Annotated in this window: 13 protein-coding genes; 7 read left to right on the top strand and 6 right to left on the bottom strand. The window is 73.8% G+C overall.

Annotated features, from left to right (window positions below):
* Positions 1 to 46: 46 nt before the first annotated feature.
* The 3 genes from ACFWH7_RS13470 to ku all read right to left on the bottom strand — a co-directional run bounded on the left by ACFWH7_RS13470 (position 47) and on the right by ku (position 3,515).
* A complete protein-coding gene (locus ACFWH7_RS13470) occupies positions 47 to 1,780 on the bottom strand; it encodes a hypothetical protein (protein ID WP_378217014.1) in 1,734 nt (577 codons plus the stop codon).
* Between the two features lie 136 nt (positions 1,781 to 1,916).
* On the bottom strand, positions 1,917 to 2,369 hold the full coding sequence (locus ACFWH7_RS13465) for a VOC family protein (protein ID WP_378217013.1): 453 nt from the start codon (positions 2,367 to 2,369) through the stop codon (positions 1,917 to 1,919).
* 123 nt (positions 2,370 to 2,492) lie between these two features.
* Complete coding sequence (gene ku / locus ACFWH7_RS13460) at positions 2,493 to 3,515, bottom strand: non-homologous end joining protein Ku (protein WP_378217012.1); 1,023 nt, start codon at positions 3,513 to 3,515, stop codon at positions 2,493 to 2,495.
* A gap of 124 nt (positions 3,516 to 3,639) precedes the next feature.
* Between ku and ACFWH7_RS13455 the strand changes: the two genes are divergently transcribed.
* Positions 3,640 to 3,942 carry a DUF1905 domain-containing protein gene (locus ACFWH7_RS13455; protein ID WP_378217011.1) on the top strand — a complete coding sequence of 101 codons (303 nt, stop codon included), beginning with the start codon at positions 3,640 to 3,642 and terminating at the stop codon, positions 3,940 to 3,942.
* A 6-nt stretch (positions 3,943 to 3,948) separates the two neighbouring features.
* Here the strand turns inward: ACFWH7_RS13455 and ACFWH7_RS13450 are convergent, their stop codons facing one another.
* Both ACFWH7_RS13450 and ACFWH7_RS13445 read right to left on the bottom strand, forming a co-directional pair.
* Positions 3,949 to 4,617, bottom strand: a complete 669-nt coding sequence (locus tag ACFWH7_RS13450; protein ID WP_378217010.1) for a response regulator — start codon at positions 4,615 to 4,617, stop codon at positions 3,949 to 3,951.
* On the bottom strand, positions 4,614 to 5,816 hold the full coding sequence (locus ACFWH7_RS13445) for a sensor histidine kinase (RefSeq protein WP_378217009.1): 1,203 nt from the start codon (positions 5,814 to 5,816) through the stop codon (positions 4,614 to 4,616). The genes ACFWH7_RS13450 and ACFWH7_RS13445 overlap by 4 nt, the downstream gene beginning before the upstream one ends.
* 171 nt (positions 5,817 to 5,987) lie before the next feature.
* On the opposite strand from ACFWH7_RS13445, the gene ACFWH7_RS13440 reads away from it, so the two are divergent.
* Complete coding sequence (locus tag ACFWH7_RS13440; protein WP_378217008.1) at positions 5,988 to 6,959, top strand: ABC transporter ATP-binding protein; 972 nt, start codon at positions 5,988 to 5,990, stop codon at positions 6,957 to 6,959.
* Positions 6,956 to 7,762, top strand: coding sequence for an ABC transporter permease (locus ACFWH7_RS13435; protein ID WP_378217007.1), 807 nt, complete (start codon positions 6,956 to 6,958; stop codon positions 7,760 to 7,762). Before ACFWH7_RS13440 ends, ACFWH7_RS13435 begins: the two co-directional genes overlap by 4 nt.
* 48 nt (positions 7,763 to 7,810) lie before the next feature.
* Here the strand turns inward: ACFWH7_RS13435 and ACFWH7_RS13430 are convergent, their stop codons facing one another.
* Complete coding sequence (locus ACFWH7_RS13430; protein WP_141390506.1) at positions 7,811 to 8,509, bottom strand: GTP pyrophosphokinase; 699 nt, start codon at positions 8,507 to 8,509, stop codon at positions 7,811 to 7,813.
* 256 nt (positions 8,510 to 8,765) lie between these two features.
* Here ACFWH7_RS13430 and ACFWH7_RS13425 point away from each other — a divergent pair, with 256 nt between their 5' ends.
* The 4 genes from ACFWH7_RS13425 to ACFWH7_RS13410 form a co-directional block, all read left to right on the top strand.
* Complete coding sequence (locus ACFWH7_RS13425) at positions 8,766 to 11,381, top strand: ATP-dependent DNA ligase (RefSeq protein ID WP_378217006.1); 2,616 nt, start codon at positions 8,766 to 8,768, stop codon at positions 11,379 to 11,381.
* A gap of 83 nt (positions 11,382 to 11,464) precedes the next feature.
* On the top strand, positions 11,465 to 11,974 hold the full coding sequence (locus ACFWH7_RS13420) for a nitroreductase/quinone reductase family protein (protein ID WP_378217005.1): 510 nt from the start codon (positions 11,465 to 11,467) through the stop codon (positions 11,972 to 11,974).
* A 125-nt stretch (positions 11,975 to 12,099) separates the two neighbouring features.
* Entirely contained in the window at positions 12,100 to 13,344 is a 1,245-nt protein-coding gene (locus ACFWH7_RS13415) for a hypothetical protein (protein WP_378217004.1), read from the top strand.
* The coding region (locus ACFWH7_RS13410; protein ID WP_463054459.1) for an amidohydrolase family protein at positions 13,341 to 14,127 on the top strand (787 nt) is incomplete at its 3' end. The genes ACFWH7_RS13415 and ACFWH7_RS13410, both read left to right, overlap by 4 nt.

The raw sequence follows: 14,127 nt of genomic DNA, 5'->3' as shown, positions 1-14,127 counted from the left end.
GTCGCCCCCCCCCCCCCCGGGCCCGCTTCGTTCTCGACCGCCGCGGCTAGCCGCCGAGCCAGAACGGGACGGAACGCTCGCGCGTCACCGGCTCGCCGTCGACATCTGCCGTGAAGGAGACGTCCACCTGGCCCTCGACCGGCTCGGTCGTCCGCACCGCGAACGCCTGGTACGCGCTCGCCCCCGCCGCGACGCGCGGGAAGTGCTTGCGGCCGAACGGCGTCACGACGCTCACGTCCGCGGTGCTGTCATCCTCGTTGAGCACGCGCACCGCGAGGTAGTTCTTGCCCGCGAGCGAGCGCTCGCTCACGTCGACGGAGAAGCGCGGGCCGGGGTCGTCGGCGCAGGGGTCAGCCGTCGGCGCGTCCTCGACGGTCGCGCTGTACCCGACCGAGTAGGCGCCGCCCTCGGCGGCGACGGTCGCGTACAGGACGAGGTCGACGTCGTCGAGCCGCCACGTCGGGTCGTACGTCGGCGAGACGGTCCCGTCGTCATGGGTGATGAACCCCGGCCACGGCTGGCGCGTCGTCCACGGGTGCCCGAACCCCGCGTCGCCGTACACCACCTCGTAGCCTCCGCCGGGTCCCTCCCACTCGATGTAGAAGGTCGAGTTGTCGTCGGTCGCGCCAGCCGGCGGCGTCACGGAGATGTCCACGTACGGCACCCCGGCGTCGCACACCGGGGTCACCGAGACGACCTCGAGGTCGCAACGAGGGCGGACGACCGAGTACCAGCCGAGAAGGAGCCGGCCGCCGTCGTGCGGCCCCCACTGGTCGGACGAGGGCGGGAGCACGTACCCCAGGGAGGCCGTCGCGACGATCCCGTCGACCGTGCGCTCGTACGTGATCTCGGCGGTGTCGTCCGGCAGCACGACGTCGGCGGGCGTCGCGGAACAGTCCGTCACCGTCACCGGGGTCACCGGCTCCACCGTGTTCGGCTCCACCCAGCAGGGCTCCGAGACTCCCGTCTCGGTCCGGTCGAGCGCGTCGTCTGCGGCGTCGAGCACGACCACCCACTCCTGGGCGCGCGAACCGTCGATGGTCCACCCACCCGAGAAGTACCCGCTCTCGTCGACCGACCCTTCCGCGAGCGCCTCGCCGTCGAGCCGGACGGTGATGGCGGTCCCTGCCGGGTACCCCGCGACGTTGACCCACAGGGACTCGCAGTACGCACTGACGTCGACGCGCAGGCTCGGGTCGAAGCGGCACGGCTCGGTCGTCCCGGACCACGTCCGGTCGAGCGCGTCGTCTGCGGCGTCGAGCACGACCGACCAGTCGTGCGCGACCTGCCAGTCCAGCGACCAGCTGTTCGCGCTGGAGCCGGTGAACGTCTCGTCCGCGACGACCTCGCCGTCCAGGTTCACGACGATGCGCGAACCCTCCGGGTAGCCGCTCACGGAGGTGGAGAGCTCGCCGCACGAGGCCCAGGCGTCGGACCACGCGTTCGGGTCGGTGTCGCACGGACTCGTGGTGCCGCTGTCGACGAAGTCACCCTCCACACCGTCCGGGGCGTCGACCTCGACGCTCCAGTCGTGCGGGGTCGAGAAGTCGACGTCGCGCCAGAAGGAGTACGACGTGTCGAACGTCGTGCTCTCGACCGTCTCCCCGTCGAGGGTCACGACGACGGAGGTGCCCTCCGGGTAGTCCTCGAGGCTGACGTAGAGAGAGTTGCAGGACGGCTGCACGTACTGGGTAGCGGCGGCTGCGGGGGTCGCGGTGGCGACGCCCAGCCCGCCGAGGGCCAGCACCGTCCCCACGGTGCCGGCAAGGAGCTTCTTCACTCGGTGTCGTGGTCCTTCACGAGAGGACGGCCAGTGCCGTCGGCGGAGATGACGAGCGCATTCAACCAGACCTGGGCGCGGTCTGGACATCCCCGGCGGACCACCTGTGCCGCTCCGGCCGAGGCCTGTCGTCAGGTCAGCCGTCGAAGGCCGCCCGCAGCGGTCCCAGGTCGAGCTTGGCCTGCGTCATCATCACGTCGACGACGCGCTGGACGCGGGCGGGGTCCGGGTCCTGGAGCATCGCGAGGAACTCGACGGGGACCACCTGCCACGACAGGCCGAACCGGTCCTTGAGCCAGCCGCACTGCGACTCCTGGCCACCGTCGGTGAGCGCGGCCCAGTACTCGTCGACCTCGTCCTGCGACTCGCACTCGACGACGAACGACACCGCCTCGGTGAACGGGAACTGCGGGCCGCCGTTGATGGCCGCGAACCGGTGACCGGCGAGCTCGAAGTCGGCCGACACCGCCGTGCCGTCGGGCTGGCGGAACACGTCGCCGACCTTCACGTCGGGGAAGACGCTCGCGTAGAAGGTGATGGCCTCCTCGAGGTTGCCGTCGAACCACAGGCTCGGCACGATCGCGCGCATCGTCGTCTCCGTTCGTCACAGGCCTCACGGGCGGCCGGCCGGCCGTCCTCACCGTTCCGACGCGCGCCGGGCACCGAACTCATCGCGCGGCGCGGAGTGGCGCCGAGGAGCGAGGTCGCGACCCTACGCGGACGCCTTCTTCCGCGTCGTCCTCGCCGTCGTCTTCGCCGCCGTCTTCTCCTTCGAGGACGACGAGCGGCTCGAGGTCTTCTTGGCGGCGGGCTTCGCGCCCTCGTCCTTGGCCCCCGTGCTCTTCGTCCGGGAGCCCGAGGAGCTCTTGCCCGACGACGAGGCGGCCTTGCGGCCCGAGCCGCCCTTCGCCGTCGACCCGCCGGACGACCCCGACCCGCTCGCCCGGCTGCTCTTCGACGACGCGACGGACTTGCGCAGGGCCTCCATGAGGTCGATGACCTCGGCGCCCTCGCCCTCCTCGGGCTGCTCGCCGAAGGTCTCGGCGGTGTCGAGCGCGTCGCCCTGCTCGAGCTTGGCCTCGATGAGCTGGCGGAGCTGCGCCTGGTAGTCGTCCTCGTACTCCTCGGGCGTGAAGTCGGCCTCGAAGCTCGCGACGAGCTGCGCCGACATGGCGAGCTCCTTGTCGGTCACCTTCGCCTCGTCGTCGAGCGAGGGGAACGCGGCCTCGCGCACCTCGTCGGCCCAGAGCAGCGTCTGGAGCACGAGCACGTCGTCGCGCACGCGCATCGCCGCGAGCCGGGTGCGCTGGCGCAGCGCGAACTTCACGATCGCCGTGCGGTCGGTCTCCTCGAGCGTGCGCCGCATGAGCACGTACGCCTTGTTGGACTTCGAGTCCGGCTCCAGGTAGTAGCTGCGGTCGAGCAGCAGCGGGTCGATCTGCTCGCTCGGCACGAACTCCACGACCTCGATCTCCCGGCTGCGCTCGGCGGGGAGCGCGGAGAAGTCCTCGCTCGTCAGCACGACCGTGCGCTCGCCGTCGTCGTACGCCTTGTCGATGTGCTCGTAGGGCACGACCTCGCCGTCGATCTCGCACACGCGCCGGTAGCGGATGCGCCCGCCGTCCTTGTCGTGGACCTGGTGCAGCGGCACGTCGTGGTCCTCCGTCGCGGAGTACACCTTGACGGGGACGTTGACGAGACCGAACGTGATGGCGCCCTTCCAGATGGCCCTCATCCGTCCATGGTGGCGCCCCGCGCGCCCGCCCGCGAGGGGTGGCGGCGCTGGGTCGCGTGCGGGCGACGTCCGCGGCCCGCCCGACGACGCCGCGCGTGTGGGTGGCCCGCGGCACCATGGTCGGGTGGCGGGGACGAGGTTCGAGTTCGAGGCAGAGCTGTGGCGGTGGGAGGCACGCACCGACAGCTGGGTGTTCGCCGCGCTGCCGGAGGACGTGAGCGACGAGATCGCGGAGCTGCCGCTGCCACCCGCGGGGTTCGGCTCCGTCAAGGTCCAGGTGACGCTCGGGGCGCAGCGCTGGTCGACGTCGGTGTTCCCCGACGCGCAGCGCAAGACGTTCGTGGTGCCCATCAAGGCCGCGGTGCGTCGCGCCGAGGGCGTCGACGTCGGCGACCGCGTGACGATCGGCGTCGAGACGCTGCTCTGACCGGCGTCAGCCGAGCAGGCCGACGTGCAGCGCGCGCAGCACGGCGCGCGTGCGGTCGCGCGTCCCCAGCTTGAGCAGCACGGTCGACACGTGGTTCTTCACGGTCCCCTCGGCCAGGAAGAGGGCGTGCGCGATCTCGCGGTTGGAGAACCCCGCCGCGACGAGGCGGAGCACCTCGAGCTCGCGGTCGGTCAGCTCCTGCACCGGACCAGCGCCGTCGTCCAGGTCGTCGGCGGGGACGGTCCCGGCCCGCACCGCGCGCAGGAGGCGGTCGGTGATCGACGGCTGCACGAGCGTGCCGCCGGAGGCGAGCGTGCGGACGGCGCCCGTGAGCTGCTCGAGCGTCACGTCCTTGAGCAGGTACCCCCGGGCTCCGGCGCGCAGGGCGCGAAACACGAGCGCGTCGTCGTCGAACGTCGTGAGCACGAGCACGGGGACGTCGTACCCGCTCTCGCTCATCGCCTCGAGCGCCCAGATCCCGTCGTGGCGCGGCATGCGCAGGTCGAGCAGCACCACGTCGGGCTCGTGCTCGCGCACGGCCGCGAGCGCCGCCAACCCGTCCTCGGCCTCGGCGACGACGTCGACGTCGGGCGCGAGCTCGAGGAGGCTGCGGATCCCTTGCCGCACGAGCGTCTGGTCGTCGACGAGCAGGACGCGCACCGCGGCGTCGCTCATGCGCCCGCCACCGTCGGGCGCACCGGGGCGGTGTCGCGCGGGATCGCCCGACCGTCTCCCCCGGCACGGCGGTGCTCGACGAGGGCCGCGTGTCGCTCGGGGGCGAGCTCGACCTCGACGCGGAACCCGCTGCGCCCGTCGAGGCGGACGGTGCCGCCGGCGGCCCGGACCCGTTCCTCGATCCCCCGCAGCCCGTTGCCCGGCTCCACGCGGGCGGCGCCCCGTCCGTCGTCCTGCGCGACGAGCCGCACGCGGCCGTCCTCGGCGGTGACGGTCACGTCGAGCACGGTGGCCTCGGCGTGCCGGATGGCGTTGGTCAGCGCCTCCTGGACCACGCGCACGAGCACGACCGTCTGCTCCTCGTCGACCGTGACGTCGTCGTCGACGGCGACGCGCACGCGCGGCACGCTCACCCGCTCGACGAGCGAGCCGAGCGACTCCTCCAGGCTCGGCGCGTGCCGCCGGAGCTCGCCGACGGTGGCCCGCACGTCGCCGAGCAACTCGCGGGCGACGTCCTTGGCCCGCACCACGTGCTTGCGGGCCCGCTCGCCGTCCTGGTGGCTCGCCGTCTCGAGCTCGAGCGCGAGCACGGTGAGCTGGTGGCCGAGCACGTCGTGCAGCTCGCGCGCGATCCGCAGGCGTTCCTCGGAGCGCGTCGACTCGTCCCGCAGGACGGCCGCGGCGCGCAGCTCGACGTGCGCGACGGCGAGCTGCTCGCGCATGCGCCGCTCGCGCTGGAGCGCGAGGGTCGAGCCGACGCTCGCGACCTGGAGCAGCAGGTAGATCGTCGCGGTGAGCAGGGCGTCGGTGACGGAGCCGTGCAGGCCGGACGCGACTCCCACGACGACGACGTTCACGGCGACGACCACGGCCGCGACGGGCACGGGGACGACGTACACGCTCAGCGCCGCGACGACGACGAGCAGGATGGGGAGCCAGCCCGCGCCGGGAGCCGTGAGCACGAGCGTCGCGACGAGCACGACCTGCGCGCCGAGCAGCGTGTGCACGCGGGACGTCGCGAAGCCGGACCCGAGGACAATCCCCACGGTGACCAGGACGAACGCGGCGAACACCGCGAGCCAGGCCGCGACGGGGACGGTCAGGGCATCGGGTGCGGCGATCGGGACGAGCGCCCCGATGCCGAGGATGACGACGAGCATCGCGATGCCCGCCCACACCTCCGGGTCGGTCCGTCGCATCCCTCCACCCTACGGACCGGGCGCCCGCGCGCGACGTGCCGGAAGTCATGGGCGGGGTCGGTGACGACCGGCACGCGCGGCCCGCTCCCCCCGCTCCCTAGCGTCGAGGGAGCACCCGGGCGGGACCTCCCCGCCCGTCACCGGCACACCGCGGACGAGCAGGAGGACGACATGGACGCCGTCGACGCACGGAACCTCACCAAGCGCTACCGCCGCAAGGGCGGGACGACCACGGCGGTCGACGACGTCAGCCTCGTCGCCGTGGAGGGCGAGGTCCTGGGCGTCCTCGGCCCCAACGGCGCGGGCAAGACGACCACGGTCGAGATGGTCGCGGGCGTACGCCGGCCCGACCACGGGTCCGTACGCGTGCTCGGCCTCGACCCGTTCACGGACCGCGCCGCGGTGCGTCAGATGCTGGGGGTGCAGCTCCAGTCGGGGTTCCTGCACGGCGCGCTGACGGTGCGCGAGCTCGCGCACCTCTACCGCACGTTCTACGGGGCAGGCCGCGACCCCGACGAGCTGGTCGCGACCCTGGGTCTCGAGGAGCAGCGCGACGTGCGCTACGAGCGGCTCTCGGGCGGCCAGCAGCAGCGGGTCGCGATCGTCCTCGCGCTCGTCGGGGACCCGCGCGTCGTGATCCTCGACGAGCTCACGACGGGGCTCGACCCGCAGGCGCGCCGGCAGGTCTGGGGCGTCGTCGAGGACCTGCGCGACGGCGGCACGACCGTGCTCCTCGTCTCGCACCTCATGGAGGAGGTCGAGCGGCTGTGCGACCGCGTGACGCTGCTCGAGAGCGGTCGCGTCGTCGCGCACGACACCCCGGCCGGTCTGGTCGCGGGTGCCGGGCTCGACCAGCGCGTGCGCTTCCGCGTCGCGCAGCCGTTGCCGCCCGCGCTCCTGGACCGCGTTCCTGGCGTGGACGACGTCGCGGTCCGCGGGGACCAGGTCGTGGTGACCGGGCACGGCGACCTGCTCCAGGAGGTGAGCACCGCGCTCGTGCGAGCCGGCGTCGTCGCGACGGAGACCCGCCTCGAGCGCGCCACGCTCGACGACGCGTTCCTCGCCCTGACGGGACGCACGCTCACCGACGACCCGCCAGGCAATCCCCGTGCGACGACCGCCCCGACCGAGGAGGCCGCATGACCACCACCGTCCCCGCCGTGACGACGCCGTCCGGGCGGCGCACCCCGAGCAGGCCCGGACCGCGCGCGTGGGCCGCCCTGGTCGGCGCCGAGGCACGCATGGTCGCGCGCGACACCGCCGGGCTCGTCATGCCGTTCGGCATGCCCGTGCTGATCCTCGTCATGTACGGCGTCAGCGACGCCACGACGACGGTCCTCCCGGGCTCGGGGGGAAGGACGGCGTTCGACGTCTTCGTGATCCCGGTCGTGCTCGCGATCGTCGTCGGCATCATCGGCGTCATCAACATGCCGAGCTTTCTCGCCTACTACCGGCGGTCCGGCGTCCTCAAGCGCCTGTCCGTCACGCCCGCGTCGCCCGCGATGGTGCTCGTCGCGCAGGTCGTGGTGAGCATCGCCCAGACCGCCGGGGGCGTCGCGCTCGCCCTCGTCGTCGCGACGCTCGCGTTCGACGCGCGACTTCCCGCGTCCCCGGGGGTCGCGCTCGGCGTGCTCGTCCTGGCGTCGGCGGCGATGTACGCGGTGGGGATGCTCGTGGCCGCCGTCGCGCCGACCCCGAACGCCGCGCTCGCGCTCGGCCTCGTCGCGTTCTTCGCGTTCGGGGCGACCGGCGGCATGTTCGGCGCCGTGTCGAACCTCCCCGAGCCGGTCGCGCGCGTCGGCGAGATGCTGCCCTTCGGCGCCGCCGTGCAGGCGCTCGGCGACGCGTGGGCGGGGCAACCCGTGGAGATGGCGCACCTCGTCGCGCTCGGTGGTGCGGTCGTCGTCGGCACCGTCGGCGCGGCGCGCTGGTTCCGCTGGACCTGAGCCCGCTCCGCCGAGCGGCGGCGCCGCCGACCCGCAGGGTAGGCGGCGTCAGCCGTCGTGGCGGCGCTCGTGGAACGCCTCGTCGGCGACCTGCGCCGTCCGCATGAAGCTCTCCATCACCTCGCGCGGCGTGGCGAGCTCGTCCGTGTTCTCCGTGGGCTCGGGCACGCCGTCGAGACCGCGGACCTCGTCGTGGATGCGCTCCATGGTCGTGTCGAGGGTCGCGGCGACGTCGGCCGCGAGCTTGAGCGCGTCGGTGAGGTGCTGCGGCACGTCCCGCTGGTACTTGTAGTAGATCTTGTGCTCGAGGCTCGCCCAGAAGTCCATGGCGATCGTGCGGAGCTGGATCTCCACCACGACGTCCTCGACGCGGTCGGACAGGAACACGGGCACCTGCACGATGAGGTGCAGGCTCTTGTACCCGTTGCCCTTGGGGTGGGCGATGTAGTCGCGCTCCTCCAGCACCGTGAGGTCGCGCTGACCGACGAGCAGGTCCCGCACGCGGTAGATGTCCGAGACGAACGCGCACGTCACGCGCACGCCCGCGACGTCGAACATGTTCTCCCGCACGCCCTCCGGCGTGAGCGGGATCCCCTTGCGCCGTGCCTTGGCCACGATCGACTCGAGCGACTTCAGGCGCGAGCCGAGGTGCTCGATCGGGTTGTCGTCGTGGACGTGCCGGAACTCGTCGCGCAGGACCGTGATCTTGGTCATCACCTCGTCGATGCCGAACTTGTAGTTCATCATCAGGCGCCGGAACTCGCGGACGCGCGGACCGATCTCCGCGGGGAGCGGTACGTCGTCGGTCGTCAGGTGCGTCACGGTGTTCCTCTCGGTGCTTGCATCGTCCCGGCGGCCTCCCCGGGAGGGTCCGGCCGCCTCTTCCAGTGTGCACGGTCGGGGACGCCGGGAAGTTCCCGCGACGGCCCGTGGACAGGGCCCTTGGTCCCTCGTCGGGTCCCTCCCGCGGGCGGCGCCGCCCCGTGCGGGCCACCATGGGCCCATGGCCACCACATCGAGCCGCGGCGCGGGCGAGACGGTGAACGTCGGTGGCCACCGCCTGCGGCTCACGAACCTCGACAAGGTCCTCTACCCCGCGACCGGGACGACCAAGGCGGACGTCCTCGCCTACCTCGCAGCCGTCGCCGACGTCATGCTCCCCCACTGCGCCCACCGGCCCGCGACGCGCAAGCGCTGGCCCGACGGCGTCGAGGGTCAGGTCTTCTTCCAGAAGAACGCGGGCCAGGGCGTGCCGTCGTGGGTCCGCACGCGCCGGATCCAGCACAAGAGCAGCGCGAACGACTACGTGCTCGTCGACGACCTGGCGACGCTCACGTGGCTCGGCCAGACGGCGTCGCTCGAGCTGCACGTCCCGCAGTGGCAGTTCGGCCGCACCGGGGCCCACCTCAACCCCGACCGGCTCGTCCTCGACCTCGACCCCGGCCCGGGGGCCGGGCTGGCCGAGTGCGCGGAGGTCGCGCGCCTGGCCCGGCAGATCCTGCAGGGCATGGGGCTCGAGCCCCTGCCCGTGACGAGCGGGTCCAAGGGCATCCACCTGTACGCCGCGCTCGACGGCAAGCAGGACGCCGCGGCCGTGTCCGACGTCGCGCACGAGCTCGCGCGCTACCTCGAGGCCGAGCACCCCGACCTCGTCGTGAGCGACATGAAGAAGTCGCTGCGCGGCGGCAAGGTGCTCGTCGACTGGAGCCAGAACAACGGCAACAAGACGACCATCGCGCCGTACTCGCTGCGCGGGCGCGAGCACCCGACCGTCGCCGCGCCCCGCACGTGGGAGGAGCTCGACGACCCGGACCTGCGCCACCTCGACGCCGACGAGGTCGTCGAGCGCGTGCGGACGATCGGTGACCCGCTGGCCGCGCTCACGCTGGGCCACCTCTCCGCGCTCGAGCCCACGCCCGAGCGCATGGCGACGTTCGAGCGCAAGGGCGCCGCGACGTCGGGCGACGACGGCGCGGACGACCCCGGGGCCGGGGACGACGAGCGGCCCGACCGCCTGCACCGCTACCGCTCGATGCGCGACGCCGCGCGGACGCCCGAGCCCGTCCCGGACGAGGCACCACCGGCGAGCGAGGGCAACAGCTTCGTCATCCAGGAGCACCACGCCCGGCGCCTGCACTGGGACTTCCGGCTCGAGCACGACGGCGTCCTCGTGAGCTGGGCGCTGCCCCGCGGCGAGCCGACCGACCCGAAGAAGAACCACCTCGCCGTCCAGACCGAGGACCACCCGCTCGCGTACGGGGCGTTCGAGGGCACGATCCCGAAGGGCGAGTACGGCGCGGGCGAGGTGAGCATCTGGGACGCCGGCACGTACGAGCTGGAGAAGTGGCGGGACGGCAAGGAGGTCATCGTCACCCTCCGTGGCGAGCAGCACGGCACGCGCCGCCTCGCGCTCATCCACACGGGCGGCCGCGACGGGCGTGACGGCCGCGACACAGCCAACTGGCTCATCCACCTCATGGCCCCGCGCGGCGGCACCCCGGGGGCGGCGACCGCGGAGGGCCGCGACCAGGGCGAGACGAAGAAGACGAGCGCCCCACCCGCCACCCAACCCGACCACGACCACGCCGAGCCGGCCCCGGCGCGGACGGACTGGCGGCCCATGCTCGCGTCGCCCGCGTCGGCGGGCGACCTGCACGACGACGACTCGTGGGCGTTCGAGATGAAGTGGGACGGGTTCCGGGCGCTCGCGCACGTCTCGCACGGCCAGGTGCGGCTCGTGAGCCGCTCGGGCAAGGACATGACGGTGACGTACCCGGAGCTGCAGGCGCTCGCCGAGCAGGTCCCGGCCGAGGCGCTGCCCGTCGTGCTGGACGGCGAGATCGTCGCGCTCGACGCGCGGGGTCGGCCGAGCTTCCGGCGCCTCCAGCAGCGCGCGAACATCGCGAAACCCGGGGACGTGGCGGCGGCACGGCGGAAGGTCGCCGTCGACCTCATGGTGTTCGACGTCCTGGAGACCGCGGGCCGTTCGCTCGCCAAGCGCCCCTACGACGAGCGGCGTGAGGTGCTCGAGGACGTGCTGGGCGACGCGCGCGCGCCGGTCCACGTGCCGCCCGCGTTCGACGGCGACCTCGACGCGGCGGTGGAGACGTCGAAGCGGCTCGGCCTGGAGGGCGTCGTCGCCAAGCGGCGCGACGGCACCTACTCGTCGGGCCGCCGCTCGGCGCTGTGGCTCAAGCTCAAGCACGCGCAGTCGCAGGAGGTCGTCGTCGTGGGGTGGCGCCCGGGGCACGGAGAGCGGACCCACCTCGTCGGGTCGCTCCTGCTCGCGGTGCCCGACGACGACCGGCTGGTCTACGTGGGCCGCGTCGGGTCGGGCTTCACGGACGCGGAGCGACGCGACCTCGTCACCGAGCTCGGCCGGATCGAGCGCACCACGGCGCCCGCGACGGGCGTCCCCCGCGAGGACGCGCGCGACGCGCGCTGGGTGTCGCCACGGCGGGTCGCCGAGGTCGTCTACGCCGAGTGGACGGGGCCCGGCGAGGGCGAGGGCGACGACATCCCGTTCGGCAAGCTGCGGCACCCCGTGTGGAAGGGGTGGCGGCGCGACAAGTCGCCGGCCGACGTCGTGCGGGAGGAGCCCGCGACCCTCGACCGGTGACGGACCGTTGACGCGCGCCCCGACCCGCGGGACCGTTGCTGCGTCGAGGTTCCTCGGCTCCCCTCCGACGCAGGACGGTGACCATGACCGACACGTCCTCCGCACCTCCCGCCCCCGAGCGCCCACCCCGGCTCCCGCCTCGGTGGTTCATCCGCACGGCCTGGGTCGTGCACCGCGCGTACTACAGGGTCACCGGGCACCGGCGCGGCCTGTGGCGCCCGCAGCCCGCGAAGTGGGGCACGCTCCTGCTCCGCACGGTCGGGCGACGAACGGGCCGTGAGCACGACGTGATCGTCGGGTACTTCGAGGACGGCCCGAACCTCGTCACCCTCGCGATGAACGGCTGGGCCGCGCCCGAGCCGGCGTGGTGGCTCAACCTCCAGGCGCACCCGGACACGACCGTCGAGCTGGACGGCGAGACGCGCGCCGTCCACGGTCGCGCGGCCGAGGGGGCGGAGCGCGCCCGGCTCTGGGAGCGGTGGCGCACGTTCGACCACGCGCTCGACGGGTTCGCCGCGCGGCGCCCGACCGAGACGGCGGTCGTCGTGCTGGAGCCGCGGGCCGCCGAGGCGTCGGCCCACGACCGCGCGTAGGGCGGGGTCGCGCTGCCGACGCGTCCGCCCGGTCGTCGCCCGGTCCTCGGCGCGGTTCTCGGCCCGGTCCGGGAGCGGCTCGGGGCGTCGAGAACTCGTTCCGGCGATTGGTATACCATTCTTCGATGCCTTTCCTCTCCCGTCCCGGTGGCACCGCGCCCGTGCGGCGCCGCACCCGGCACGCCGTCGCGGCATGGGCCACGACCGCTGTGGTCGCAGTGATCGCCGCCTGCTCACCCGGCGCCGCGGGCGACGCCGCCCCGTCCGCCCCGGCTCCGGACGTCGCGCCGTCTTCGCCCACGGAACCCGTGCCGGCCCCGACCACCGAGCCGTCAGCCCCCGAGGAACCGGCCGCGACGCCTCCGCGCTACCTGCTCGCCACGGAGGCCGAGTCCGACGGGCTCGCCGTCGTCGACCCGATGATCCGCGAGGGCAGCGCCGTCGTCGACCGCATCGAGGTCGGGGCAGCGCCGTGGGGCGTCGCCGTGCACGCTCCGACGATGCGCGCGTACGTCTCGACGGCGCAGGGGGTCGCGGTCGTCGACCTCGCCACGCGCGAGCGCGTCGACCTGATCCCGTACCGGGACACGCCGTCCCGGGTCGGGTTCGGCGAGTACCGCCGCGGCGGCATGGGCATCGCCGTGTCGCCCGACGGGACCCGGGTCTACGTGGCCGTCCACCGGGGCGACTCGTCGACGCTCGAGACGATCGACCTCGCGTCGCGCGACGTCCTCGCGAGCACGCCCGTGGGCCTGCGTCCGTTCGACGTGCTCGTCGCGGCCGACGGCGGCGAGGTCTACACCGTCGACCACGACGAGTTCTCCGTGCACGTGGTCGACGCCACGACGTTCGAGGCGCGGCGCATCGAGGTCGCGCCGTTCGGCACCGAGGGCGGGCTCGCGTCGTTCGAGAAGCCGCACTACGCCGTGCTCGACGACGACGGCTCCCTCCTGCTCCCCTACCAGGGCCGCGTGCTGGTCCGCCTCGACCCGGCCACCGGCACGACGACGAGCGTGCCCTCCGCCGCCGACAGCCACCAGCACGGCATGGCGCGCGCCCCCGACGGTCGTGTCGTCGTCGTGGGCAACGGTCCGTTCGGCAACGCCGCGGGCGGGCCGAACGTGACGGTGCTCGACCCCGCGACCGGCGCGGAGCAGGTCGCACCGCTGACGCGCCGGCACGAGACCGCGACCACGTGGACCGACCCCGCGACCGGAAGCCTGAGCGCGGTGCTCGCCGGCGGCTACACGCAGGCCGAGGCGTGGGACGGCGCGACCGTCGTCGACCTCGGCACGCTCGACACCTACGAGATCCAGATCCCCGGACGGCCCCAGGTCGTCGTCCCGCTCCCGGAAGGACCCGCCGCATGACCAGCCCGAACGCCCCTGAGACCGTCACCGTCCTGCGCGACGTCCGCCCCTGGGGCGGCGAGCGGGTCGACCTGCACGTCGCCGAGGGGCGCATCGCCGCGGTGGCACCGCACGACCCGGCCGCTCCAGCGCCGTCGGGCCTGCCGACGGGCACGACGGCGAGCGACGCGACCGGTGTCGTCGACGGACGCGGGCTGCTCGCGCTGCCCGGCCTCGTCAACGCGCACGCGCACGTCGACAAGAGCTGGTGGGGCAAGCCGTGGGTCAGCTACGGCGGCGAGGCGACCACGCAGGGCCGCATCGCGCACGAGCGCGCGCACCGCGACGAGCTCGGCATCCCCGGCGTCGACGTCACCCTCGCCGTGCTGCGCGAGCTCGTGCGCCACGGCACGACGGCGATCCGCACCCACGTGGACGTCGACCTCGGCCTGGGGCTGCGCGGCATCGAGGTCGTGCGCGAGGCGCTCGCCGCGCTCGGCGGCGCCGTGCACGCCGAGATCGTCGCGTTCCCGCAGGACGGTGTGCTGCGCCGGCCCGGCGTGCTCGACCTGCTCGACGCGGCCGCCGCCGCGGGGGCCGAGCACATCGGCGGGGGGGACCCCGCGGCGCTACGGCGCGGCCCCGGGGGCCCCCGGGCGCGGGGGGGGGCGGGCGGGGTCTCCCGCAGACGGGTGGGCGCGCCCCCGGGGGGAGCTGCCCTGGAGGCACGGGACCTAACCCTATCGGGGCCGGACCGGCTCCGATCGGGGACGGTGGCGAGGTGTCCTGCGGGGGAGCGGGGTA

It is taken from the genome of Cellulosimicrobium cellulans, from assembly GCF_042723955.1.
Taxonomy (GTDB): Bacteria; Actinomycetota; Actinomycetes; order Actinomycetales; family Cellulomonadaceae; genus Cellulosimicrobium; species Cellulosimicrobium cellulans_H.
The sequence above is the reverse complement of the archived record's forward strand: the minus strand, read 5'-3'. Positions and strand labels throughout refer to the sequence as shown.